20 protein-coding genes and 2 pseudogenes are annotated in these 23353 nt (G+C 61.2%); 17 read left to right on the forward strand and 5 right to left on the reverse strand.

Features of this window, described 5'->3' with window-relative positions; genetic code table 11:
- Positions 1-974: 974 nt before the first annotated feature.
- The 5 genes from MF410_RS28345 to MF410_RS28365 form a co-directional block, all read right to left on the reverse strand.
- The gene (locus tag MF410_RS28345; RefSeq protein ID WP_097629904.1) at positions 975-2054 is read right to left on the reverse strand and encodes a glycine betaine/L-proline ABC transporter ATP-binding protein; all 1080 of its coding nucleotides are present in this window, start codon (positions 2052-2054) and stop codon (positions 975-977) included.
- Positions 2047-2934 (reverse strand): proline/glycine betaine ABC transporter permease, encoded by an 888-nt coding sequence (locus MF410_RS28350; protein WP_003592380.1) that lies wholly within the window; start codon positions 2932-2934, stop codon positions 2047-2049. The genes MF410_RS28345 and MF410_RS28350 overlap by 8 nt, the downstream gene beginning before the upstream one ends.
- 95 nt (positions 2935-3029) lie before the next feature.
- Positions 3030-4031, reverse strand: a complete 1002-nt coding sequence (locus MF410_RS28355) for an ABC transporter substrate-binding protein (protein WP_054183824.1) — start codon at positions 4029-4031, stop codon at positions 3030-3032.
- A gap of 67 nt (positions 4032-4098) precedes the next feature.
- Complete coding sequence (locus MF410_RS28360) at positions 4099-4893, reverse strand: pyrroline-5-carboxylate reductase dimerization domain-containing protein (RefSeq protein ID WP_239620969.1); 795 nt, start codon at positions 4891-4893, stop codon at positions 4099-4101.
- 11 nt (positions 4894-4904) lie between these two features.
- The gene (locus MF410_RS28365; protein ID WP_097629902.1) at positions 4905-5534 is read right to left on the reverse strand and encodes a TetR/AcrR family transcriptional regulator; all 630 of its coding nucleotides are present in this window, start codon (positions 5532-5534) and stop codon (positions 4905-4907) included.
- A gap of 146 nt (positions 5535-5680) precedes the next feature.
- Here MF410_RS28365 and MF410_RS28370 point away from each other — a divergent pair, with 146 nt between their 5' ends.
- From MF410_RS28370 to MF410_RS28450, 17 genes and pseudogenes are all read left to right on the forward strand, one after another.
- On the forward strand, positions 5681-7717 hold the full coding sequence (locus MF410_RS28370) for an NADH:flavin oxidoreductase (RefSeq protein WP_097629901.1): 2037 nt from the start codon (positions 5681-5683) through the stop codon (positions 7715-7717).
- Positions 7718-7761: 44 nt separating this feature from the next.
- Positions 7762-8367, forward strand: coding sequence for a dimethylsulfoniopropionate lyase (locus tag MF410_RS28375; protein ID WP_239620971.1), 606 nt, complete (start codon positions 7762-7764; stop codon positions 8365-8367).
- A gap of 34 nt (positions 8368-8401) precedes the next feature.
- The gene (locus tag MF410_RS28380) at positions 8402-9151 is read left to right on the forward strand and encodes an electron transfer flavoprotein subunit beta/FixA family protein (protein ID WP_239620973.1); all 750 of its coding nucleotides are present in this window, start codon (positions 8402-8404) and stop codon (positions 9149-9151) included.
- Positions 9152-9173: 22 nt separating this feature from the next.
- Positions 9174-10104 (forward strand): annotated as a pseudogene (locus tag MF410_RS28385) (electron transfer flavoprotein subunit alpha/FixB family protein).
- A gap of 15 nt (positions 10105-10119) precedes the next feature.
- Entirely contained in the window at positions 10120-10821 is a 702-nt protein-coding gene (locus MF410_RS28390) for a dimethylsulfonioproprionate lyase family protein (RefSeq protein WP_239620974.1), read from the forward strand.
- 198 nt (positions 10822-11019) lie between these two features.
- A complete protein-coding gene (locus tag MF410_RS28395) occupies positions 11020-12147 on the forward strand; it encodes an S-(hydroxymethyl)glutathione dehydrogenase/class III alcohol dehydrogenase (protein WP_131711002.1) in 1128 nt (375 codons plus the stop codon).
- A 3-nt stretch (positions 12148-12150) separates the two neighbouring features.
- On the forward strand, positions 12151-12987 hold the full coding sequence (gene fghA, locus MF410_RS28400) for an S-formylglutathione hydrolase (protein ID WP_097629744.1): 837 nt from the start codon (positions 12151-12153) through the stop codon (positions 12985-12987).
- Between the two features lie 55 nt (positions 12988-13042).
- Positions 13043-13615 carry an S-(hydroxymethyl)glutathione synthase gene (gene gfa, locus MF410_RS28405; protein ID WP_097629745.1) on the forward strand — a complete coding sequence of 191 codons (573 nt, stop codon included), beginning with the start codon at positions 13043-13045 and terminating at the stop codon, positions 13613-13615.
- A gap of 413 nt (positions 13616-14028) precedes the next feature.
- Positions 14029-14745: a GntR family transcriptional regulator gene (locus MF410_RS28410; protein ID WP_131711813.1), complete on the forward strand. Its 717-nt coding sequence runs from the start codon at positions 14029-14031 to the stop codon at positions 14743-14745.
- Positions 14742-15653 (forward strand): dihydrodipicolinate synthase family protein, encoded by a 912-nt coding sequence (locus MF410_RS28415; RefSeq protein ID WP_131711814.1) that lies wholly within the window; start codon positions 14742-14744, stop codon positions 15651-15653. The genes MF410_RS28410 and MF410_RS28415 overlap by 4 nt, the downstream gene beginning before the upstream one ends.
- A complete protein-coding gene (locus tag MF410_RS28420; protein WP_222134777.1) occupies positions 15646-17163 on the forward strand; it encodes an aldehyde dehydrogenase in 1518 nt (505 codons plus the stop codon). The genes MF410_RS28415 and MF410_RS28420 overlap by 8 nt, the downstream gene beginning before the upstream one ends.
- A complete protein-coding gene (locus MF410_RS28425; RefSeq protein WP_097629749.1) occupies positions 17160-18506 on the forward strand; it encodes an FAD-binding oxidoreductase in 1347 nt (448 codons plus the stop codon). The genes MF410_RS28420 and MF410_RS28425 overlap by 4 nt, the downstream gene beginning before the upstream one ends.
- A 77-nt stretch (positions 18507-18583) precedes the next feature.
- A complete protein-coding gene (locus tag MF410_RS28430; protein WP_239620975.1) occupies positions 18584-19435 on the forward strand; it encodes a glycine betaine ABC transporter substrate-binding protein in 852 nt (283 codons plus the stop codon).
- 84 nt (positions 19436-19519) lie between these two features.
- Positions 19520-20611: a glycine betaine/L-proline ABC transporter ATP-binding protein gene (locus MF410_RS28435; protein ID WP_097629751.1), complete on the forward strand. Its 1092-nt coding sequence runs from the start codon at positions 19520-19522 to the stop codon at positions 20609-20611.
- A 21-nt stretch (positions 20612-20632) separates the two neighbouring features.
- Positions 20633-21481 (forward strand): proline/glycine betaine ABC transporter permease, encoded by an 849-nt coding sequence (locus MF410_RS28440; protein WP_097629752.1) that lies wholly within the window; start codon positions 20633-20635, stop codon positions 21479-21481.
- Positions 21478-22329: an ABC transporter permease subunit gene (locus MF410_RS28445; protein WP_097629753.1), complete on the forward strand. Its 852-nt coding sequence runs from the start codon at positions 21478-21480 to the stop codon at positions 22327-22329. Before MF410_RS28440 ends, MF410_RS28445 begins: the two co-directional genes overlap by 4 nt.
- A 13-nt stretch (positions 22330-22342) precedes the next feature.
- Positions 22343-23339, forward strand: a pseudogene (locus MF410_RS28450) (4-hydroxyproline epimerase).
- Positions 23340-23353 lie beyond the last annotated feature (14 nt).

Consider the following 23353-nt stretch of genomic DNA (forward strand, 5'->3'; position numbering starts at 1 on the left):
CACGGTATCGGCAGCGAGATCAGCGCCTTGCACAAGCCGATACCGGCGGAACTCGGACGTGGCAGACGTCAAACAATCCAACCTGTTGAACGCATTATCGACAGTTCCCATCCACTTAGTTTTTGCAGCTTAAGGGCCGGAACTGGCAGACATGGGAACAATAGGCAAGCCGTCACGCCGCCGGCTATCGGTGGTGAAACGATTACGCAGAGGGGCAATTTTATGGAGTGTATCCGTGAGGCCACGAAAGGCTCAACGCGGCGATCTTGCCGAGACACGCATCATCACTGAAGCTGTGGAGAATATCCCACTCAGGGATCTGCGCAGTCGCCTGCCGAAGGTTCTATAGTGGACCGCTTAATAGCCTTCGGCAGGCAGACAGGCATGCTGGCATACGCACGGGATGGGGTGCGTATGTATGACCCCTTCCATCCGTTTTGGGGGTGATGGATGAACGGGCTTGGCTTGAGGACCGCTGACCATCATGGCCTTGGTCGACAATCATCTTATTGCTCCGTGGCCATCGAGCAATTGTCGGCCGCCGATAAAGTCGGCCAAGCGGTTTTTCGCGACGCAGTCTGGACTGCTTTTGCGCAAAATGTATAAGAAGGCGCTGGCTGGAGGCGTGTTCGCGCCGCGGCTTGCGCAAGGTGGATAGAGATCTTGAAGGTCTCGTTTGGCACACAGGAGAGCTTGCTTAAGCAGCAAGCGGGAAGACTCCGGCGTCACAGCTCCAATGCAGCCCGCCTACACTCATAGAAGGCATGGGGCGCTTGGCGCGGGGCGGCGCAGTCTCGGGTTTCGATGACATCGATACCCCGCGAGCGCAATTCCTCGCCCAGCCGGTGTTGTGATCGATCAGGCATCAAGAAGCCATTTCAAGCCTCTTCAAGGTCCTGCGACGGCCGGCTTTCCGGAGATGGCGACGTGCTTGGTGTCGTCAGCGAAACGGAAAGACGGCCGCATTGGCAGTTTCAGAGGGCGACCGACAGGGCGCTGTCGCGCTGGGGAGCCATCTCTTGTGAGTTCACCATCGCGCTTGCGAGCTGGCGGAAAGTGACGAGCCCTAAGGTTTCTCCGGAAGGCGAAACTACCCTGGCGTCGCCCTCTGGCGCCGATGACAGGATCCGGACGGCTTCTTCGACGGTCGTTCCCGCCACAATCGCCAGTCCAACCGGCGCCGCACCGGAGTGCAGCGGCGTCATGACGGCTTCGACGTGGATGACCCTGCCGCGATTGACCTCCTTGACGAAGTTGGCGATGTAGTCGTCTGCCGGGCGCAGGACGATGTCCTGGCTGGTGCCCTGCTGGATGACTTCGCCGTCGCGCAGGATGGCGATCTGGTCGCCGAGACGCAGTGCCTCGTCGAGATCGTGGGTGATGAAGACGATGGTCTTCTTTATCTCCTTCTGGATATCGAGAAGCACTGTCTGCATGTCGGTGCGGATCAACGGATCGAGCGCCGAATAGGCTTCGTCCATCAGAAGCACCGGGGCGTCGTTGGAGAGCGCTCTGGCCAGGCCGACGCGCTGCTGCATGCCGCCGGAGAGCTGGTTGGGATAGCGCTGCTCGAAGCCCTTCAGCCCGACCCGTTCCAGCCAGCGCATGGCGATGTCGACGGCTTTTGCCCGCTCCATGCCCTGCACTTCGAGGCCGAAGATGGTGTTGTCGAGCACATTGCGGTGCGGCAGAAGCGCGAACTTCTGAAACACCATCGCCGTCTGGTGGCGGCGAAACGCCCGCAATTCGGTCTCGTTCATCTTCACGACATCGACGCCGTCGACCAGCACTTCGCCGGCGGTCGGGTCGATCAGCCGGTTGATGTGGCGGATCAGCGTCGATTTGCCCGAACCCGACAGGCCCATGACGACCTGGATGCGGCCAGAGGGGATCTCGACATTGATGTCCCTGAGGCCGAGCACATGACCGTGCTTTTCGTTGAGCTCGGTCTTCGACAGTCCCTTCTGCACCGCATCGACATGCGCGGCGGGGTTGGGGCCGAAGATCTTGTAGAGATGGCGGATCTTAATGCCGCCGAAACGATGCTCAGCCATGGACGGTCTCCCGATGCTTCTGGAGCCTTTTGCCATATGCCTGGCTGACTCGGTCGAAGATGATGGCGATGCCCACGATGGCAAGACCATTGAAGATACCCAGCGTGAAATACTGGTTGGCGATCGCCTTGAGCACCGGCTGGCCGAGGCCCTGAACGCCGATCATGGAGGCGATGACCACCATGGCGAGCGCCATCATGATCGTCTGGTTGATGCCGGCCATGATGGTGGGCAGCGCCAGCGGCAGCTGCACCTTGAACAGCTTCTGCGATCGCGATGTGCCGAAGGCGTCGGCGGCTTCGAGCACGTCCTTGTCGACGAGGCGGATGCCGAGATCGGTCAGGCGGATCATCGGCGGGATGGCGTAGATGACGACGGCGATCAGGCCGGGCACCTTGCCGATGCCGAGCAGCATGACGACCGGGATGAGATAGACGAAGCTCGGCATCGTCTGCATGACGTCGAGGATCGGATTGATGACGCGCTGCAGCCGGTCGGAGCGGGCCATCAGGATGCCCATCGGAATGCCGATGGCGATGGATAGAATGGTGCAGACGAAGATCATCGAGACCGTCCGCATCGTATCGTCCCACATGTCGAAATAGCCGATCAGCATCAGCGTCACCAGACAGCCGAAGACGATCTTCAGGCTGCGGCTGGCAAACCAGGCGATGGCAAGGACGATCAGGGTGATGATCGGCCACGGCGTCTGCGTCATGAACCGCTCGGCGGCAATCAGGAAATGCTGCAGCGGCACGAACAGGGTTTCGATGCCGTCGCCATAGGCGCGGGTGAATCCGCGAAAGCCGTCATCGATCGCCTTCTTCAGATTGCGAAGCGCGTCGTCATCCATATGCGGGAATTTGTAAAACCATTCCATTCGGTTCCCCTTTTCTTCAAAGAGCCGCGGCCGTCTTTTTGTTTTTATCGGCGAGTGAGAAGCGGTGCGCTTTCGGCGCACCGCGATAGTCAGTGTTAGAGGGCAGCTTCGATCTTCGTGGCTGCCTCCGGCGAAACCCACTTAGACCAGATGTCCTTGTTTTCTTTCAGGAAGTGCTTGGCGCCGTCTTCGCCGGTCGCCTGGTTGTCGGTCATCCACGACATCAGCTTGTTGACCGTGTCGTTGCTCCAGGAGCGCTTCGCCAGATAGTCCATGACTTCAGGCCCGACCTTTTCCGAGAAGGGCTTGGCAACCAGGGTGACGACGTGATCGACCGGCCACGAAGCGGGCTTCGGGTCGGGGCAGTCGGCGACGGTGATGCAGCGCTTCCATTCGGCGGAATCCTCCGGCACGCCGGCTTCGAGCTTGACCATCTGATACTTGCCGAGCAGCGCGGTCGGTGCCCAGTAATAGCCGGCCCAGCCTTCCTTGCGTTCGTAGGCCTTGGCGATCGAACCGTCGAGGCCGGCGGCAGAGCCGGTGTCGACGAGGGTGAAGCCGGCCTTCTCAGCCTCAAAGCCCTTGTAGAGCTGTGAGGTGACGACCGTGCCGCCCCAGCCCTGCGGACCGTTGAAGATGGCGCCCTTCTTCGGATCCTCGGGATCGGGGAAGAGTTCCGGATGCTTCAGCACGTCGCCGATCGTCTTGATATCGGGATGAGCATCGGCGACATATTTAGGGATCCACCAGCCCTGCACGCCGCCATCCGGCAGCGGCGAGCCGACCTGGACGATGCGGCCTTCTTCCGTGCCCTTCTTGACGACGTCGGGCAGCAGATCAATCCAGGCTTCGGGCGCGATGTCCGGCTGGCCCTTTTCGGCCATGGAGGTGATCGTCGGGACCGTGTCGCCGACGGTGATGTCAGCACTGCAGCCATAGCCTTCGTTCAGAATGAACTTGTCCAGGTTGGAGAGAACTTCGGCGCTCTGCCAGTTCATGCTGGCGATGGTGACGCTGCCGCATTCGGCGGCGCTGGCGAATGACGCGCCGCCGATCAGGCCGAACGTCAAACACGTCGATGCAAGTAATTTTTTCATTCTCGTTCCCTCTGTTTAGCGGCTTGTCTCGTCGAGCGGGGTGCCGCAGTGCCCGCCCCAACGGTCGTCAGGAAACCTTTCCCATACTCACCGATTTCTGAAATGCTGCCGACAATCCTGTGGCAACCGAAGCGTCGAATCCCGCAGCGCGCATGCTGTCGATGGCCGCCGCAGTCGTGCCGCGATAGTCAAGAAAGGTTTGAACGACGTCATCCGGGCTCTCGTCGCGGCGCTCCAAAAGGCGGCCGGCGCCCGATATCACCGTATTGACGGCGCGGCGCGCAATCTCGGCCGGCAGACCGTGTGCGACGGCATCGCTCATCATGGCGGCCGCAAGCAGCGCCGGGAACGCCGGTCCGGAACCGGAAAGGCCTGTGAGGTAATCGATGTCGCTTTCGCGTGCGACCTCGTCTTGTGAGCCGCAGGCGTCGAAAATGGCGCGGACGACGGCGCGGTCGCCTTCCGTGATGTCGCCCGCAGCAATCCACGGCGTATAGGACTTGGCCACTTCGGCACCGGCATTCGGCAAGGCGCGGACAACACGACCGGTCTTGTGGCGTTGCGAAAGGGCGCCAAGGCCGATGCCCGCCATGACCGAAATGATGAGCTTGCCGCCGGCATCGACGTCAAGGGTCCGCCAGTCATCGGGCCGGACGGAGAGAAGGATCACGTCCGAGCGGTCGGCAAGCGCCTGATTGTCGGAGGTCCAGAAAGAATTCGAGAAGCGATCCGGCTGCTGACTGCGATAGGAGAGCGAGAGATTTCCAGGCTCGACCAGGCCGGCATCGACAATCGAGCCGGCGATTGCTCCGCCCAGCCAGCCGCCGCCGCCAATTATGCCGATCCTCAAGGAAACGCTCATCCGGGTCTCCTTTAACCGGGCCTGTAGGCATGCCGGGAGAAGAAGCGATCAAGCTCCCTCTGCTGCGGCACTTCGCCCGTGTAGATCGCAATATATTCCGGAATCCGTTTCATGCGGACGGCGAGTTCCTCCCTTGATTGCATGGAAATATATCCGATCTGGACAAGGTACGTTGTGCGCGCTCTGACATCCGATGTCGTTTCTGGTAACCCGAACCGCATGAACATGCGTTTCAGCGCCTCCAGCCGGAGCTGATCAGCCTGCTGGACCTCGGCGAGAAGCTCGTCGGATTGCAGCGCCCAGCTGCGCACGGCAAATTCGAACTTCGCGTCGAACAGATCGTTGTCGAGCCAGCAATCGAAGACGTTGAGCATCGCCTCGGCCAGCGATTCCGCATAGGCTTCGGACCGCTTGACGATGTTGCCGGTGTTTTTGTCGCGCCATAGCGCTACGAGCGCGCTCAACAGCTCCTCCCGATCCTTGAAGAACCAGTAGAAGCTCGTGCGCGAGAGATTGAGTTTCTTCGCCAGCGGCAGAATCTTCACCGAATCCACGCCGGATTCCAACAGGGAGTGGTAAGCTGCATCCAGCCATCCCTCCTGCGATCCGCGCCAGCCAGTGTCGTTCATAGCCTGATCCATGCTTTATCCCTTATCAAATTATGAAGTCGTGCACAAGAAAAATGTACACGAGTGTCGAAAATAGCGACCTAACTGTTTTCATCGTTGACACATATGTACATTGCGCTTAGCGTCTCCTTCGATGTTTTAATCCGGAACCACGACCCATGTCGAATGATCCTCTTCTACAGCCCTATCAGCTCAAACATTTGAAGTTGCGCAACCGTATCATTGTGACGTCCCACGAGCCGGCCTATCCGGAAGACGGCATGCCGAAGGAGAAGTATCGCGCCTATACGGTGGAGCGGGCAAAGGGCGGGGTGGCTTTGACGATGACGGCGGGCTCGGCGGCCGTCTCCAAGGATAGTCCGCCGGTCTTCAACAACCTGCTTGCCTATAAGGACGAGATCGTTCCCTGGATCAGGGAGATGACCGACGCCGTGCACGAAGAGGGTGCGGCGATCATGATCCAGCTGACCCATCTCGGCCGGCGCACGCGCTGGGACAAGGGTGACTGGCTGCCGGTTCTCGCCCCCTCACATCATCGCGAGGCTTCGCACCGCGCCTTCCCGAAGAAAATGGAAGATTGGGATATCGAGCGCGTCATCAAGGATTTCGCCGACGCGGCCGAACGCATGAAGGCGGGCGGCATGGACGGTGTCGAACTTGAGGCTTACGGTCACCTGATCGACCAGTTCGTGTCTCCGCTCACCAACGAGCTCGATGGCCCCTATGGCGGCTCGCTGGATAATCGCCTGCGCTTCTGTTTCGACGTGTTCAAGGCGATCCGGAAAAGGGTGGGCGACGATTTCATTCTCGGCCTGCGCTATACCGCCGACGAATGTCTTCCCGGCGGCACCGGCAAGGCAGAAGGCATCGAAATCTCCAAGCGTCTGAAGGCAAGTGGCCTCATCGATTATCTGAACGTGATCCGCGGCCACATCGATACCGATGCGGGTCTCACCGACGTCATCCCGATCCAGGGCATGGCGAATTCGCCGCATCTCGACTTCGCCGGCGAGATCCGGGCCGCGACCGACTTCCCGACCTTCCATGCGGCGAAGATTCCCGACGTCGCCACCGCCCGCCACGCAATCGCGGCCGGCAAGGTCGATATGGTCGGCATGACCCGCGCCCATATGACCGACCCGCATATCGTCCGCAAGATCATCGAAAAGCGGGAAGACGATATCCGTCCCTGCGTCGGCGCCAATTACTGTCTCGATCGCATCTACCAGGGCGGGGCCGCCTACTGCATCCACAACGCCGCGACCGGCCGCGAACTGACCATGCCGCATATCGTAGCGAAGGCCGACGCCAGGAAAAAGGTCGTCATCGTCGGCGCCGGCCCGGCCGGTCTGGAAGCGGCGCGCGTCGCCGGAGAGCGCGGCCATAAGGTGGTCGTCTTCGAAGCGGCGAACAATGCCGGCGGCCAGATCCGGCTCACCGCCCAAAGCGAGCGCCGCAGGGAAATGATCAGCATCATCGACTGGCGCATGAGCCAGTGCGAGAAATACGACGTCACCTTCCACTTCAATAGCTGGGCGGAAGCCGACACGATTGAAGCCGAGAACCCCGACGTCGTCATCATCGCGACCGGCGGCTTGCCGCATACCGAGGTTCTCTCGCGCGGCAACGAGCTGGTGGTCTCTTCCTGGGACATCATCTCCGGCGATGTGAAGCCAGGCACCAATGTACTGATCTTCGACGATGCCGGCGACCATGCCGGCCTTCAGGCGGCGGAGTTTCTCGCCAAGGCCGGCGCCAAGGTCGAGATCATGACGCCGGACCGGTCCTTCGCGCCCGAAGTCATGGCCATGAACCTAGTGCCCTATATGCGCTCGCTTCAGAAGCATGACGTCACCTTCACCGTGACCTATCGCCTGGAGGCCGTCGAGAAGAGCGGCAACCAACTCGTCGCCCATGTCGGCAGCGATTACGGCGGGATTGCCAAGCAGAGCAGCTTCGACCAGATCGTCGTCAATCACGGCACAATCCCGCTCGACGAACTCTATTTCGAGCTGAAGCCCAGCTCCAGCAATCTCGGCGAGATGTCGCACGACCAGCTTCTTTCCGGGGAACCGCAATCCGTCATGCGCAATCCCGAGGGCAAGTTCCAGTTGTTCCGGATCGGCGATGCTGTCGCTGCGCGCAATACGCATGCCGCCATTTATGACGGCCTGCGCATCGCCAAGGATATATGATCGCAGGAGCGGCCGCTCGTCGGCCGCTCATTTCGGGGGGCGATATGAGTTTACGCGAGGAAAGTCTCCAGCGTTTTGTGGATGCCGCGTCTCTGGCTTTCGATCGGTTCGCGAAGGCCCCGGAGTTCCGGCGCTCGATCCGTCAATTTTTTGCAGCGTTGGAGCAGCCCGGGAGCGGGCGTGCGGGGGAGGGAAGTCGCTTGCCCGTCTGCGCTCAGCTTGATGTGGCGCTTGCGGTTGATCCCTCTTATGATACTTCGCTGTCGCGATTGATCGAGGCGTTCAAAGGCATCGAGCCGATGCTTGAATGGCGTCGGCGCACCAAGTATGACCACACCGCCGGCGACAATTTCGTCGATGGGCATGCCAATGCCATGATCGTCGGCCCGGGAGGATTGGAGGAGCGGAGCGACCTGTGGCTGGGTGTGACATTGCTGGCACCGCACGTGCGCTATCCCGATCACGACCACCCGCCGGAGGAAGTTTATCTCGTGCTTTCCGAGGGAGAATTTCAGCAAGGGGAAGGGGACTGGTTTTCGCCTGGTATCGGCGGATCGTTCTACAATATCCCCGGGATCAAACATGCCATGAGGTCGGTGGATACACCGCTCTTCGCCTTCTGGGCGCTGCTTGCCGAACGGCCGCACTGATGGCCGGCAGTCTAGAAATAAAGGGGTTTTGCAAATGAAGATTCTCGTGCCCGTCAAGCGCGTCGTCGATTACAACGTGAAGATCCGAGTGAAGCCGGATGGTTCCGGTGTCGAGCTTGCCAATGTGAAGATGTCGATGAACCCGTTCGACGAGATCTCGGTGGAAGAGGCGCTGCGGCTGAAAGAAGCCGGCAAGGCCGAGGAAGTGGTGGTCGTGTCGATCGGCCCTGCCAAGGCCGAGGAGACGCTGCGCACGGCACTCGCCATGGGTGCCGACCGGGCGATCCTGGTCGAGACCGATGATGCCGTCGAACCACTGGCGGTCGCCAAGATCCTCAAGGGTGTCGCCGATGCCGAACAGCCGGGTCTGATCATCGTCGGCAAGCAGGCGATCGACGATGACAGCAACCAGACCGGCCAGATGCTGGCCGCACTTCTGGGGTCTGCCCAGGCGACCTTCGCCTCGAAGATCGAGATCGGCGACGGCAAGGCTGAGGTCACCCGCGAGGTCGACGGCGGCCTGCAGACCATCGAGATCAAGCTGCCGGCGGTGGTCACATCGGATCTGCGTCTCAACGAACCGCGTTATGCCTCGCTGCCGAACATCATGAAGGCGAAGAAGAAGCCGCTCGACAAGAAGTCGCCTGATGATTTCGGCGTCTCCACCACGCCGCGGCTGAAGGTGCTGAAGACCGAGGAACCCAGTGGCCGCAAGGCCGGCGTCAAGGTCAAGTCGGTCGCCGAACTGGTCGACAGACTGAAGAACGAAGCCGGCGTGCTTTAAGGCAGGAAGAGAGAACACCATCATGACCATTCTTCTTCTGGCCGACCATGACAATGTCAGCCTTTCCGACCAGACCGCCAAGGCGCTGACGGCAGCAAGCCAGATCGGCTCCGATATCCACATCCTCGTTGCCGGCAAGGGCGCCAAGGCTGCGGCCGATGCGGCTGCCAAACTCGCCGGCGTTTCCAAGGTGCTGCTGGCCGAAAGCGACGCGCTTGCCAACAATCTGGCCGAACCGCTTGCCGACCTGATCGTCTCGCTGGCCGGCTCTTATGACACCATCGTCTCTGCCGCCACCTCGGTCGGCAAGAATGTGCTGCCGCGCGTCGCTGCCCTGCTCGATGTCGCCCAGGTCTCGGAGATCATCGAGGTTGTCAGCCCCGACACCTTCAAGCGGCCGATCTATGCCGGCAATGCCATCCAGACGGTGCAGGCCAGCGATACCAGGAAGGTGATCACCGTGCGCACCGCCTCGTTTGCTTCCGCCACGGATGGCGGGTCTGCCTCTGTCGAGGCGATCGCGGCGGTCTCCGATCCGGGTCTGTCGCGTTTCGTGAAGGACGCGCTGTCGGCCTCCGACCGTCCGGAGCTGACCTCGGCGAAGATCATCCTCTCCGGCGGCCGGGCACTTGGCTCTGCGGAAAAATTCAAGGAAGTCATCCTGCCGCTTGCCGACAAGCTCGGGGCTGCCGTCGGTGCATCCCGCGCGGCCGTCGATGCCGGTTATGCGCCGAACGACTGGCAGGTCGGCCAGACCGGCAAGGTCGTCGCCCCGCAGACTCTATATCGCCGCCGGCATCTCCGGGGCCATCCAGCATCTGGCCGGCATGAAGGACAGCAAGGTGATCGTCGCCATCAACAAGGACGAGGAGGCGCCGATCTTCCAGGTCGCCGACTACGGCCTCGTCGCCGATCTGTTCGAAGCCCTGCCGGAACTGGAAAAGGCGCTCTAAGCGAGGGGACTGAACGTGGCGCGCGCGGTGGGACGTCCAATCAAACGTGGGGCCGATCTTCTTCTGAACGATGAGGAAAAGCCGGCATATATACGGCTGCACGACATCGGCAGGGAAAGACGGCCTCGGCCGCTGCAGGAATTCCTCAACGACATCGGCGGGCTGATGTTGTCGGCCGACGCTCCTGCCGTCGCCAGTTTCGTTGCGGGCAAGGTTCTGCAGAGGCTGCTCAAAACGGGCAAGGTGCGCCCCTTGGAGGGCGGACCTCTTCCCGGTGCGCCCGATGGGCTTGATGACGCCATTGGCTATCTTGCTAAATCAGGACGGAAATACGAGGCGATTGCCGGCCAATTCAAAAGTCTTGCCGACAGCCTGCTCTGGCGACGCGGCCGCTCGGGCCCGTTTGCAAGCCTGAATTTCGGCAACACGCATTCTCATGCTGTTCTGGTCGGCCCCGGCGGCATGGAGGAGCGCGCCGATCTGAGGGTCGGCGTGATCTATATGGACCGCTACACCCGGTTTCCCGATCATGTTCAGACGCAGCCGCGGGCCTTCATCCTGCTTTCGCCTGGAGAAATCTGCCTTGGCAATTCGCAGTGGTTCTCTGCCGCGACCGGCACAGTCTTCGCGAACGATGCGGGGCAAACATTCGCGATAAGATGCACGGCAAGGCCGCTTCTTGCGGTCTGGTGCCAGGTTGAGCCGGAGACGCGGTGAGGTTGGTTTGGGCAGCGGATCGGCGAAAGCCGGTGGGAGGCCATGCATGTCGCCCGGAAGTTGTGCAGCGGTTCCGGGATAAGGACATGCATAGAAACAACAAGGTAAAGCGCGTTGCATGAATCAAGTTCGATGCGACGCGCTTTAGCCTATCCGAATATGTAGCAGTCAGAATTCAATTTTAGAAAGGATATCAAAATGGACGTTCGCGCCGCCGTAGCCGTTCAGGCCGGAAAACCGCTCGAAGTGATGACCGTGCAGCTGGAAGGTCCGCGGGCCGGCGAAGTGCTGGTCGAGGTCAAGGCGACGGGCATCTGCCACACCGACGATTTCACCCTGTCGGGTGCCGATCCGGAAGGCCTGTTCCCGGCCATTCTCGGCCATGAGGGTGCCGGCATCGTCGTCGACGTCGGCCCCGGCGTCACCTCGGTGAAGAAGGGCGACCATGTCATTCCGCTCTACACGCCGGAATGCCGCGAGTGTTATTCCTGCCTTTCCCGCAAGACCAATCTCTGCACGGCGATCCGCTCGACCCAGGGCCAGGGTGTGATGCCGGACGGAACCTCGCGCTTCTCCATCGGCAAGGACAAGATCCACCACTATATGGGCTGCTCGACCTTCGCCAATTACACTGTGCTGCCGGAGATCGCCCTTGCCAAGGTCAATCCCGACGCCCCCTTCGACAAGATCTGCTATATCGGCTGCGGTGTCACCACCGGCATTGGCGCGGTGATCAATACCGCCAAGGTCGAGATCGGTTCGACGGCCATCGTCTTCGGTCTCGGCGGCATCGGCCTCAACGTGTTGCAGGGGCTCAGGCTCGCCGGCGCCGACATGATCATCGGCGTCGACATCAATCCTGACCGCAAGGCCTGGGGCGAGAAGTTCGGCATGACGCATTTCGTCAATCCGAAGGAGGTGGGCGACGACATCGTTCCCTATCTCGTCAACATGACCAAGCGCAATGGCGACCTGATCGGCGGCGCCGACTACACCTTCGACTGCACCGGCAACACCAAGGTGATGCGCCAGGCGCTGGAGGCCTCCCACCGCGGCTGGGGCAAATCGATCATCATCGGCGTTGCCGGGGCCGGCCAGGAGATCTCCACCCGTCCGTTCCAGCTGGTCACCGGTCGCAACTGGATGGGCACCGCCTTCGGCGGCGCGCGCGGGCGCACCGACGTGCCGAAGATCGTCGACTGGTACATGCAGGGCAAGATCCAGATCGACCCGATGATCACCCACACCATGCCGCTCGACGACATCAACAAGGGCTTCGAGATGATGCACAAGGGCGAAAGCATTCGCGGCGTGGTGGTCTACTGAGCCATGAAAACCATCTCGACCGAGAAATCTCATGGCGGCACTCAAGGGGTCTATGTCAGTCGCTCCGAGGCCTGCGACTGCGACATGACCTTTGCGGTATACGTGCCGCCGCAGGCGGCCAAGGGCAATTGCCCGGTGCTGTGGTATCTGTCCGGCCTGACCTGCACGCATGCCAATGTCATGGACAAGGGCGAATATCGGCGGCTTGCGGCCGAGCTCGGACTGATCGTCGTCTGCCCGGATACCAGTCCCCGCGGTGACCACGTTCCGGATGAATCGGACAATTGGCAGTTCGGCAAGGGCGCCGGCTTTTACGTTGACGCCACCGAGCCGCCGTTTTCGGCGAATTATCGCATGTACAGCTACATCACCGACGAGCTGCCGCGCCTCCTTGCCGCAGAATTTCCCGTCGATATGGACCGCCAGGGGATATTCGGCCACTCAATGGGCGGACATGGCGCAATCACCATCGCGCTCAAGAACCCGGACCGCTTCCGCAGCTGCTCGGCCTTTGCGCCGATCAGCCATCCCTCGGTGTCCGGCTGGTCGAAACCGGCATTGCGGAAATATCTTGGGCCCGATGAAAAGACCTGGCGGGCTTATGACGCCTTCTCGTTGATCGAAGACGGGCACCGGTTCCCGGAACTCTTCGTCGACCAGGGGACGGCGGACAGCTTCCTGGAGGACGGCTTGCGTCCCGATGAACTCAGGCAAGCCTGCGAGGCGGCGGGCATTCCGCTCAGGCTTCGCATGCAGGAAGGCTACGGCCACTCCTACTTTTTCATTTCGACATTCATGGAGGGGCATCTGCGCTGGCACGCGCAGAGGCTGGCGAATTGATTGCAGAGCTCGGCCGGGCATAACGCAAACGGCCAGGGAGGAAGGGAGAAAAGCAATGAGCAGCATAGCCATTCATCCGGCAGTGGATTCAGGCTTTCGAGCGACTGACGCTGCCTTTTCAGGCGGGACGCTGGTGTGCAAATGCACCAGTAATCCCGTGAAGGTCAGGATCAAGGGCGATATCGCCCACAATCACGCCTGCGGCTGCACGAAGTGCTGGAAGCCCGAGGGTGCGGCCTTTTCGGTCGTGGCGGTCGCGCCGACCGAAAACGTCGAAGTGCTGGAGAACGGCGACAAGCTCGCCGTCGTCGATCCTGCTGCCCTGATCCAGCGGCATGCCTGCAAGGAATGCGGCGTGCATATGTATGGGCCGGTCGAGCGCGAACATCCGTTCCAGGGATTGTCGTTCGTCCATCCCGAACGCTTCCAAGAAACCGGCTGGGCAAAGCCCGGCTTTGCGGCCTTCGTCTCGTCGATCATCGAAAGTGGCTTCGATCCTTCGAAGATGGACGCCGTCAGAGCGCAGTTGAAGGCATCCGGTATCGAGCCGTATGATTGCCTCAACCCCGGCCTGATGGACTATATCGCCACCTGGACCGCCAAGAAGAGCGGCGTTCTGGCCTCGTGATTTCATCGGGGGCGCCGACCCCGGCGCCCCCGACATGCCGCCGCTATCGAGAGATAATCCCAGATGGCCGCGCGCCGCCGGTTTGCCGGCGCCCGGGCTTTCCGATGCCCGGCCGCAGAGAACTCTCGCGCCCTATTATACGATAAACCGTTTGGCAAGAAGCTCCGCGGTGGCTACCGCCGCGGAGCTGTTCTCACTTGATCTCTGTCATCTCGATTAGTGGCGCCAATTTTCTACCCCTAAACCGTTTTCTCTCCACGCAGGGATCATGCGCTTAGACAGGCCGTCGGAACGGCCTATAATTGTGTATCCTCCGAATAATAATTGTGTACGCAAAGTACACAATCGTTTGACTCCGTTAAAAAGGCGTGCCATCTTCAGGGCGTAGAGCAACGAATGGCCGGAGATCGACGATGGCGAAGACACCGAAGAGCAATCTCTACGAGGACCTGAAACGCCAGATTCTGACGATGGAACTGGACCCGGACGCCGATCTGGACGAGGCCAGTTTGAGTGAAAAATACGGACTTTCCCGGACACCGGTGCGCGACATATTCCGCCGCCTTGCCGGCGAGGGCTATATCGACATTCGTGAGAACAGGGGTGCGCGGGTCATCCCGATGAACCACTCCACGCTTCGGAATTTCTTTCTCGTTGCGCCGATGATCTACGCGGCGATCGGCCGTCTTGCCGTCCAGAACTTCAAGCCCGCCCAGCTGTCGGACCTGAAGCAGACGCAGGAGCGGTTCCGCGCCGCCAGCCAGAGCATGGATGCCATGGCGATGGTTCTCGAGAACAATCGCTTTCACGAGATCTTCGGCGAGATGTCGGGCAACGTCTACATGCAGCCGAGCCTCGGCCGGTTGCTCATCGACCATGCGCGCATCGGTCATACGTTTTTCCGGCCGAGAAACGAGGATATGCGGCGGCGGCTGCAATTGGCCGTCGACCATCATGACGGCTTCATCGTGGCGCTCGGCGCTCACGACGAGGATGCCGTCGTCGATCTCGTTTTCGAACACTGGGAATTGTCTCGCGAGAACATGGAGATGTTCATCGCCCCGCAAGGCCTCAAGGCTGATGCCTTCGTGGGCGGTCCAGCCACGCAATTATTGGAGAAGTCGTCGTGAAATTTGAGGGGATCTATACGCCGGCAGTGACGCCGCTCGATAAGAACGGACAGATCGACCGGGCCGGATTTGCCGCCGTGCTCGAGTCGCTGATCGAGGCGGGCGTCCACGGCATCATCGTCGGCGGCTCGACGGGCGAATACTACGCCCAGAGCGGCCAGGAACGTCACGAACTCGCGGCCTATGCGAAGGACGTCATCGGCACGCGGCTACCGCTGATCATCGGCACCGGCGCCACGCGCACCGAAGATTCGGTCGAATATGCCAAGGCGGCGAAAGAAATCGGCGCGGATGCGATCCTGGTGTCGTCGCCGCCATACGCCCTGCCGACCGAACGCGAGAATGCGGTCCATGCGCTGACGGTCGATCGCGCCGCCAATCTGCCGATCATGCTCTACAACTATCCTGCCCGTATGGGTGTGGTGATGGGCGAGGAGTATTTCTCCCGCGTCGGCAAGTCGAAGAACGTGATCGCCATCAAGGAAAGCTCCGGCGACATGGGCAACCTTCACCGGCTCGCCCGGAAGTTTCCGCATATTGCCCTGTCCTGCGGCTGGGATGACCAGGCGCTCGAATTCTTCGCCTGGGGCGCGAAAAGCTGGGTCTGCGCCGGCTCCAATTTCCTGCCGCGCGAGCATGTCGCTCTCTACGAGGCCTGCGTCCTCGAGAAGAACTTCGACAAGGGCCGCGCGATCATGAGCGCGATGCTGCCGCTGATGGATTTCCTCGAATGCGGCAAATTCGTCCAATCGATCAAGCACGGCTGCGAGATCATCGGCCTCAAAGCCGGCCCGGTGCGGGCGCCGCTGCGCGGACTGAACTCCGAAGAGAAAAGAACCCTTGAGACCGTCGTTTCCACGTTGAAGCGCACGGTCGCCCAGATCACGTCGGGAGCCAATCATGCATGAACCCTTGACCGCCGCAGAATATAGGGCGATCGCCGCCGAACTGCAGTTTCCGACGAACGCCTTCATTGACGGCGCATTTCGTCCGGCAAATTCCGGCAAGACTTTCACCACCACGAACCCTGCGACAGGTGAGGTCCTTGCCGAAATCGCAGCCTGCGATTCCAGCGACGTCGACTTCGCGGTGCAGAAGGCGAAGGACGCGTTCGACGACGGACGCTGGCGGCTGCGCTCGCCGGGCGAGCGCAAGGAAGTGCTGCTGAAGCTCGCCAAGCTCCTGGAGCGGAACAGACACGAGCTCGCCGTCCTGGAAAGCCTCGACAGCGGCAAGCCGGTGCGCGAATGCCAGACGGTCGATGTTCCCGATACCATTCATACGATCCGCTGGCATGCCGAGCTCATCGACAAAATCTACGACAACACCAACAATGTCGGCGCCAATGCGTTGGCCATGGTGGTGCGCGAGCCGATCGGCGTCGTTGGCTGTGTTTTGCCGTGGAACTTCCCGCTGCTGATGCTGGCCTGGAAGATCGGCCCGGCGCTTGCCGCCGGCTGCTCGGTCATCGTCAAGCCGGCGCAGGAAACGACACTCACGACGCTGCGCGTCGCCGAGCTTGCCCATGAGGCAGGTATCCCTGCTGGTGTGTTCAACGTCGTCACCGGTTCCGGCCGGGAGGTGGGCGAACCGATCGGCCTGCATAATGATGTCGACATGGTGGCCTTCACCGGATCGACGCCGACCGGCCGTCGCTTCCTGCGTTACGCCGCGGACTCGAACCTCAAGAAGGTCGTGCTCGAATGCGGCGGCAAGAATCCCGCCGTCGTTCTCGACGATGCCGAAGACCTCGATCTCGTCGCCGAGCAGGTGGTCAACGGCGCTTTCTGGAACATGGGCGAGAATTGCTCGGCCACGTCGCGTCTCATCGTTCATTCCAAGATCAAGGATGAATTGATGAAGCGCATCGGCGCCTATATGCGCGAATGGAAGACCGGCGACCCGCTCGATCCCGAAAACCGCATCGGCGCGCTCGTCAGCAAGTCGCATTTCGAGAAGGTGAAATCCTTCCTCGACGACGCCAAGACGGAGAAGCTGTCCGTCACCCAGGGCGGCGAAACCTATAAGGGCATCTTCATCGAGCCGACGCTGGTCGAGGGCGTAACACCAGCTAGCCGCCTGTTCCAGGAGGAGATCTTCGGCCCGATCCTGTCGGTTACGACATTCAACACGCTCGCCGAGGCGACCGCTTTGGCCAACGACACCAATTACGGCCTCACGGCATCCGTCTATACCGGCAGTCTGCGCAACGCGATCCGGCTCTCCCGCGACATCCGCGCCGGCCTCGTCACCGTCAATTGCTTCGGCGAGGGCGATGCCTCGACCCCCTTCGGCGGCTATAAGGAGTCCGGTTTCGGCGGCCGCGACAAGTCGGTCTTCGCCCACGACAATTACTGCGAGCTCAAGACCATCTGGATCGACATCTCCGAACGGTCGGTTGACGAGACGATCCGATGAGCCGCCATGTGATCAAGCACCTGCCGACTGACACCGGCGTTTCGGGATGGGAGGCAACCAGCGAACGCGCCTTTCCCGTAACGGCGCTTGAACACGACATTACCGCCGACTGGCTGATCATCGGCGGCGGCTTTGCCGGTCTGTCGGCGGCGCGCCGCCTCTCACAGTCGCGGCCTCAGGACAAGATCGTCGTCCTCGAGGCCCGCGAACTCGCTAAGGGCCCGGCCGGAAGGAATTCCGGCTTCATGATCGACGTGCCGCACAATCTGTCCTCGGGCGAGTATTCGGTGGCCGACGAGGAAGCGACCAAGGACGAGATCCGGCAGAACCGTCTAGCGATCTCTTTCGCAGCCGATGCCGCGGCCGAATACGGCCTGTCCAGGGATACATTCGATCCCTCTGGCAAGGTGAATGCCGCAGCCTCCGACCGGGGAATGGGTCTCAACGACAATTACAGGAAGTCGCTTGAGAAGATCGGCGAGGAGCATCGCGTTCTCGATGCCGATCAGATGCGGGAGATGACCGGCTCGCACTATTATCGCGGCGGCCTTTACACGCCGGGCGCGGTGATGATCCAGCCTGCCGATTATATCAGGGGCCTCGCGCGCGGGCTCCATTCGAAGGTTGCCATCCACGAGCACTCGCCGGTGCTGGAGCTTTCGCGCGAAGGCAGGACCTGGAAGGCGAAGACCGCCCGCGGCTCCGTTTCGGCGCCCAAGGTCATCCTCGGTGTGAACGGTCATATTCAAAGCTTCGGCCATTTCCGTGGACGGCTGATGCATATCTTTACCTATGCGTCGATGACCTCAGCCTTTTCCCAGAACGAATTCGCAGGCGATGTCACCGGTGTGGATCGCTGGGCGTTGCTGCCGGCCGACCCGATGGGCGCGACGGTGCGCAAGATCACCAAGGACGGGCTTTCGAGGATCGTCGTCAGGACGAGGTTCACTTACGACCCGAGCCTAAAAGTGTCGGAAAAGCGCGTCGCCGGCATCGCCGCCGAGCAGCGACGGTCGTTCGACGCTCGTTTTCCTGGGCTAGAAAGCCTGCCGCTGGAATATAGCTGGGCAGGTGCGCTCTGCCTCAGCAGAAATCATGTGCCGGCGTTCGGCGAGGTCGAAGACGGGCTTTTTTCGGCCTGCTGCGAGAATGGCCTCGGCACCGTCAAGAGCACGCTTGCGGGCATGATGGCCGCGGATCTCGCGACCGGCGCCCGCAGCCCCGAACTCGACCGATACAGCAATCAGCCGGAACCGACCAGGTTGCCGCCCGAGCCCATCGCATGGCTTGGCGTCAATTCGGTCATCCGCTTTCAGGAATTGCGGGCAGGCCGCGAGGGATGATCCCTCGGCCGCGCAATATGAAGACTGCCGCCTGCAGACTTCGATGAGAATGGGAACGAAAACCAGGAGTAAGAACAATGAAGATTTTGTGGAAGGCGCTTTGCGCCGCTGCAGTAATCGGGATGAGCGTCCTTCCGGCTCGCGCTGAGGAAAAGACGATCAATCTCGGCACGATGTCGTGGGAAGACCTTACGCCCATCACCGGCATTACCAAGAAGGTTCTGGAAGACGCCGGCTACACCGTGAAGGTCACCGAGTTCTCCGAATGGGGCATCGCCTATGCCGCTCTCGCCAAGGGCGATATCCAGGCTCTCACCTCGCAGACCGACTACGTCGCCCAAGACTATTGGGACAAGAACAAGAACCGTCTCGAAAAGATTTCGCCGGTTTCGCACGGCCTCTATCAGGGTGTCGCCGTTCCGAAATACGTTCCGATCAACTCGCTCGAACAGCTCAATGAAAACGCCGACAAGTTTGGCGGCAAGATCATCGGCATCGAACCGGGCGCCGGCCTGATGCGCGATACGTCGAATGCGGTCAAGGATTACGGCCTCAAGCTCCAGCTCGTCGAAGGCAGCACGGCCGCGATGACGGCGGCGCTGAAATCCGCCTACGATCGCAAGGAGTGGATCGCGGTCACGATCTGGGAGCCGTCATGGATGGTCCAAAAGTACGAGGTCAAGTACCTGAAGGATCCGAAGGGCGTCTTCCCGCCGCCGCAGAGCTATTACTGGATCGGCCATAAGGGCTTCTCCGAAGAATACCCGCACGCCCGCGAAGTCATGGCCAGCGTCTACGTGCCGATCGCCGACATCACCACCATCAACGGTGAAGTCAAGGACGGCAAGACTATGGATCAGGCCGTGCAGGATTGGATCGGCGGCCATGCCGACCTGATCAAGCGCTGGGAAAACATCAAGAAGAAGTAAGCATCTCGTGGCCGCCCGACACGTCGGGCGGCCATCTTGGAACGGAATAAAGAAGCCAGCGCCATTGGCTCAAAGGGGATCGCTATGAAAGCTGTCAATATCGAAGCCAAAGATGTCCTGATCGACTGCCAATCCCTCTGGAAGGTCTTCGGAAGCAAGTCAGCTGCCGCGATGAAATCGATCAAGGAACGCGGCCTCGGCAAGAATGAGGTCCTCAAGGAATTCAACTGCGTCGTCGGCGTCTCCGATGCAAGCATCGAGGTCCGGCGCGGCGAAATCTTCTGCATCATGGGGCTGTCGGGAAGCGGAAAATCGACGCTCATCCGCCTTCTCAATAAGCTGATCACACCGAGCTCCGGTAAGGTCCTCGTCAAGGGACGCGACCTTGCCAGCCTGTCGCCGGCTGATCTCAGGCAGATGCGCGCCAAGAACATCGGCATGGTGTTCCAGAGCGTCGCGCTGCTGCCGCACCGGACGGTGCTCGAAAATGCGGCCTTCGGCCTCGAAGTCCAGGGTATTGCGAAGGCGGAGCGAAACAAGACTGCTTCTGCCGCGCTCGAGAAGGTCGGCCTCGCCGACTGGCTGAGCCGCTATCCCAACGAGCTTTCCGGCGGCATGCAGCAACGCGTCGGGCTTGCCCGTGCGCTCGCCTCCGACCCCGAGATCATTCTGATGGACGAGCCGTTCAGCGCGCTCGACCCGCTGATCCGGCGCCAGCTTCAGGATGAATTCCGCCAGCTGACCAAAGCGCTCGGCAAATCCGCCGTCTTCATCACTCATGATCTCGACGAGGCGATCCGCATCGGCGACCGCATCGCGATCATGAAGGACGGCGTCATCATCCAGACCGGCACGGCCGAGGAAATCATCCTTAACCCGGCGGACGCCTATGTCGCCGAATTCGTCGCGGGCATCTCCCGCCTTCACCTGATCAAGGCGCATTCCGTCATGCGCAGCGTCACCGAATTCCAGCAAAGCGCGCCGAACTTCGACATTGCGTCGCTGGCGCGCACGACGCCGGACGCGGATATCGACGAGCTCATCTCTTTGACGATGCAGTCGGAGCGCGACGCCATCGCCGTCGTCGACAATGATCGGGTCGTCGGCGTGGTCACGCCGCGCAGCCTGCTGATGGGCGTCAAGGGAACGTCTGCCCCCGATCTCACGGCGGCGTGACCCCAACTGGAGGTGATTGACATGGATAGTTCAGCCTTCACCGATGTTTTCGACGAATGGACCGACTCGGCGCTCGAATGGGTGAGCGACAACGGGGAGTCCCTCTTCGACTATATCAGACAGGTTCTTGAAGGGCTTTATGACGGCATCCTCTGGCTCCTGCAGCTTCCGCCCTTCTATCTGATCGCCCTGGTCGTGGCGCTTATCGGCTGGCGGCTGGTCAATGTCTGGTTCGCCCTCTTGAGCGGCATCGCGCTGGCGCTTTGTTTTTGGATGGGGCTCTGGCCGGAGACGATGAGCACGCTGGCTCTGGTTCTGACCGCGACTGTGATCGCCTTGGCGATCGGCATCCCGATCGGCATCGCCGCCGGCTTCTTCACCGCCCTCGATCGATTCATGGAGCCGGGCCTCGATCTGATCCAGACGCTTCCGCCTTATATCTACCTGCTGCCGGCGATCGCCCTGCTCGGCTACGGGCCGGCAACTGCGCTGATCGCAACCGTGATCGTCGCGGTGCCGCCGGCAATCCGCCTGACCTCGCTCGGTATCCGCATGACCCCCAAGGAATTCATCGAACTTGGGGAGGCGCTCGGGGTGACGCCGGCAAAGATGTTCTTCAAGATCCGTCTTCCCTTTGCCCTGCCGAGCATCATGGCGGGTATCAACCAGAGCCTGATGATGGCCTTCGGCATGGTGGTCATCGCCGGCATCGTCGGCTCCGGCGGGCTCGGAGAGACGATCTACGGCGCGATCAGGACACTCGACATCGCCACTTCAATCAATGGAGCGATCGCCATCGTGGTATTGACCATGGTGATTGACCGGATCACCCAGAGTGCCGCTCGCTTGGGAACAGGGAGGAAAGCATGAATCTTTCGACCTTGCAGTTTTCGCCCGGCGCCTTCCTGGCCCCATCAGTCGATTGGCTCAACACCAATCTTCACCCGCTGTTTGCGGCCATCAGCTATCTGGTGGAAACGGTGCTTTCGGCTATCGAGGCAGCACTGCTCTTCGTGCCGCCCTATGCGCTGATCGCGATCGTCGTCGTCCTGGCATTCTTTGCCGTCGGCCTGCGCGCCGCGATCCTTGCCGGTCTCTGCCTCGGCTTCTGCCTGCTAGTCGGGCTGTGGACGGCATCGATGCAGACCCTTGCGCTGGTCACCGTCGCCGTGATGATCTCGGTGCTCATCGCCTTTCCGATCGGCGTCCTGTGCTCGCGGCACAAGACGCTGGAGGCGGTGGTTCGGCCAATTCTCGACGTGATGCAGACCGTGCCGCCCTGGGTCTATCTCATTCCGGCGGTGATGATCTTCAGCCTTGGGCGCGTGCCGGCGATTATCGCCACCATCGTCTACGGCATTCCGCCGATGCTGCGCCTGACGACGCTGGCCTTCAACCAGGTGCCGAAGGTGTTCATCGAACTCGGCAGCGCGATCGGCGCGCCGCCGCGCTCGATCCTCTGGAAGATCGAAATCCCTCTGGCCAAGCAGACGCTGCTGGTCGGGCTCAACCAGTGCATTCTTCTGTCGCTGGCGATGGTCGTGCTGGCCGGCCTCGTCGGCGCAGGCGGTCTCGGCGCCGAGGTGACGCGCGGCCTGACGCGCATGGAGATGGGGCTTGGCCTGAGAGCCGGCCTGGCAATCGTCGCGGTCGCCGTTCTGCTCGACCGGTTGTCCCGCGGCCTGCTCGACCGCGACAGGCTGCCGAAGGCGAGATGAGGAGGATCCGAGGATGAGAAACAGCTTCTTCTGCATCGATGCGCATACCTGCGGCAACCCCGTCCGCCTTGTTGCCGGCGGCGGTCCGCTGCTTCCGCACGTGCCGATGGGCGAGCGCCGGGAAATCTTCGTCCGCGACCACGACTGGGTCCGCAGGGCGCTGATGTTCGAGCCGAGGGGGCATGACATCATGTCGGGCTCGATCATCTATCCCCTATCGAGAGGACTGCGATTTCGCCGTTCTTTTCATCGAGGTCAGCGGCTGCCTGCCGATGTGCGGCGCCGGCACGATCGGTACCGTGACCGCTGCGATCGAGGAGGGGCTGGTCAGACCGCGCAAGCCCGGCAGGGTCGCCATCGAAACGCCAGCGGGCAGGGTTGATGTGACCTATGAGGAGAAGGGCGGCTATGTCGATTCCGTTCGTCTCCACAATGTAGCGAGCTATCTCCATGAGGCGGATGTCGAGGTCGATGTGCCTGGTATGGGCCGTCTGCGCGTCGATATCTCCTATGGCGGCAATTATTATGCGGTCGTCGAGCCGCAAGAGAATTGGAGCGGGCTCGACGGCATGAGCGCCTCCGACATCGTCGGCTGCAGCCAGAAGCTCAGATCAGCGCTTGCCGATGTCTGCGATCCCGTTCATCCCGACGATGCCAGAATCCGCGGCGTACATCATGCGATCTGGTGCGACCGTCCGGTGAACGACGTTTCGGACGGACGCTGTGCGGTCTTTTATGGCGACAAGGCCATCGATCGGTCGCCGGGCGGCACCGGCACTTCGGCGCGCATGGCGCAGCTCCACGCCAAGGGGCGGCTCGATGTCGGGTCGAGATACCGTCATGAAAGCCTGATCGGAACCATTTTCGAGGGCCGGGTCGAAGCCGAGGCGAGGGTCGGACCTTATCGCGGCATCCTTCCAAGCATTGGCGGCTGGGCGCGGGTCATCGGCCACAACACCATTTTTGTTGACGAGCGTGATCCACTGGCACACGGATTTCAAATTCGATGAGCGCATTTTCCGAG

This window comes from Rhizobium sp. C104, assembly GCF_022354505.1.
GTDB classification, from domain to species: Bacteria; Pseudomonadota; Alphaproteobacteria; order Rhizobiales; family Rhizobiaceae; genus Rhizobium; species Rhizobium redzepovicii.

Excerpts from the sequence above, each read along its gene's own strand:
- MF410_RS28345 (WP_097629904.1), bottom strand. The coding sequence starts at position 2,054 with ATGGCTGAGCATCGTTTCGGCGGCATTAAGATCCGCCATCTCTACAAG.
- MF410_RS28350 (WP_003592380.1), bottom strand. The coding sequence starts at position 2,934 with ATGGAATGGTTTTACAAATTCCCGCATATGGATGACGACGCGCTTCGC.
- MF410_RS28355 (WP_054183824.1), bottom strand. The coding sequence starts at position 4,031 with ATGAAAAAATTACTTGCATCGACGTGTTTGACGTTCGGCCTGATCGGC.
- MF410_RS28360 (WP_239620969.1), bottom strand. The coding sequence starts at position 4,893 with ATGAGCGTTTCCTTGAGGATCGGCATAATTGGCGGCGGCGGCTGGCTG.
- MF410_RS28365 (WP_097629902.1), bottom strand. The coding sequence starts at position 5,534 with ATGGATCAGGCTATGAACGACACTGGCTGGCGCGGATCGCAGGAGGGA.
- MF410_RS28370 (WP_097629901.1), top strand. The coding sequence starts at position 5,681 with ATGTCGAATGATCCTCTTCTACAGCCCTATCAGCTCAAACATTTGAAG.
- MF410_RS28375 (WP_239620971.1), top strand. The coding sequence starts at position 7,762 with ATGAGTTTACGCGAGGAAAGTCTCCAGCGTTTTGTGGATGCCGCGTCT.
- MF410_RS28380 (WP_239620973.1), top strand. The coding sequence starts at position 8,402 with ATGAAGATTCTCGTGCCCGTCAAGCGCGTCGTCGATTACAACGTGAAG.
- MF410_RS28395 (WP_131711002.1), top strand. The coding sequence starts at position 11,020 with ATGGACGTTCGCGCCGCCGTAGCCGTTCAGGCCGGAAAACCGCTCGAA.
- fghA (WP_097629744.1), top strand. The coding sequence starts at position 12,151 with ATGAAAACCATCTCGACCGAGAAATCTCATGGCGGCACTCAAGGGGTC.
- gfa (WP_097629745.1), top strand. The coding sequence starts at position 13,043 with ATGAGCAGCATAGCCATTCATCCGGCAGTGGATTCAGGCTTTCGAGCG.
- MF410_RS28410 (WP_131711813.1), top strand. The coding sequence starts at position 14,029 with ATGGCGAAGACACCGAAGAGCAATCTCTACGAGGACCTGAAACGCCAG.
- MF410_RS28420 (WP_222134777.1), top strand. The coding sequence starts at position 15,646 with ATGCATGAACCCTTGACCGCCGCAGAATATAGGGCGATCGCCGCCGAA.
- MF410_RS28425 (WP_097629749.1), top strand. The coding sequence starts at position 17,160 with ATGAGCCGCCATGTGATCAAGCACCTGCCGACTGACACCGGCGTTTCG.
- MF410_RS28430 (WP_239620975.1), top strand. The coding sequence starts at position 18,584 with ATGAAGATTTTGTGGAAGGCGCTTTGCGCCGCTGCAGTAATCGGGATG.
- MF410_RS28435 (WP_097629751.1), top strand. The coding sequence starts at position 19,520 with ATGAAAGCTGTCAATATCGAAGCCAAAGATGTCCTGATCGACTGCCAA.
- MF410_RS28440 (WP_097629752.1), top strand. The coding sequence starts at position 20,633 with ATGGATAGTTCAGCCTTCACCGATGTTTTCGACGAATGGACCGACTCG.
- MF410_RS28445 (WP_097629753.1), top strand. The coding sequence starts at position 21,478 with ATGAATCTTTCGACCTTGCAGTTTTCGCCCGGCGCCTTCCTGGCCCCA.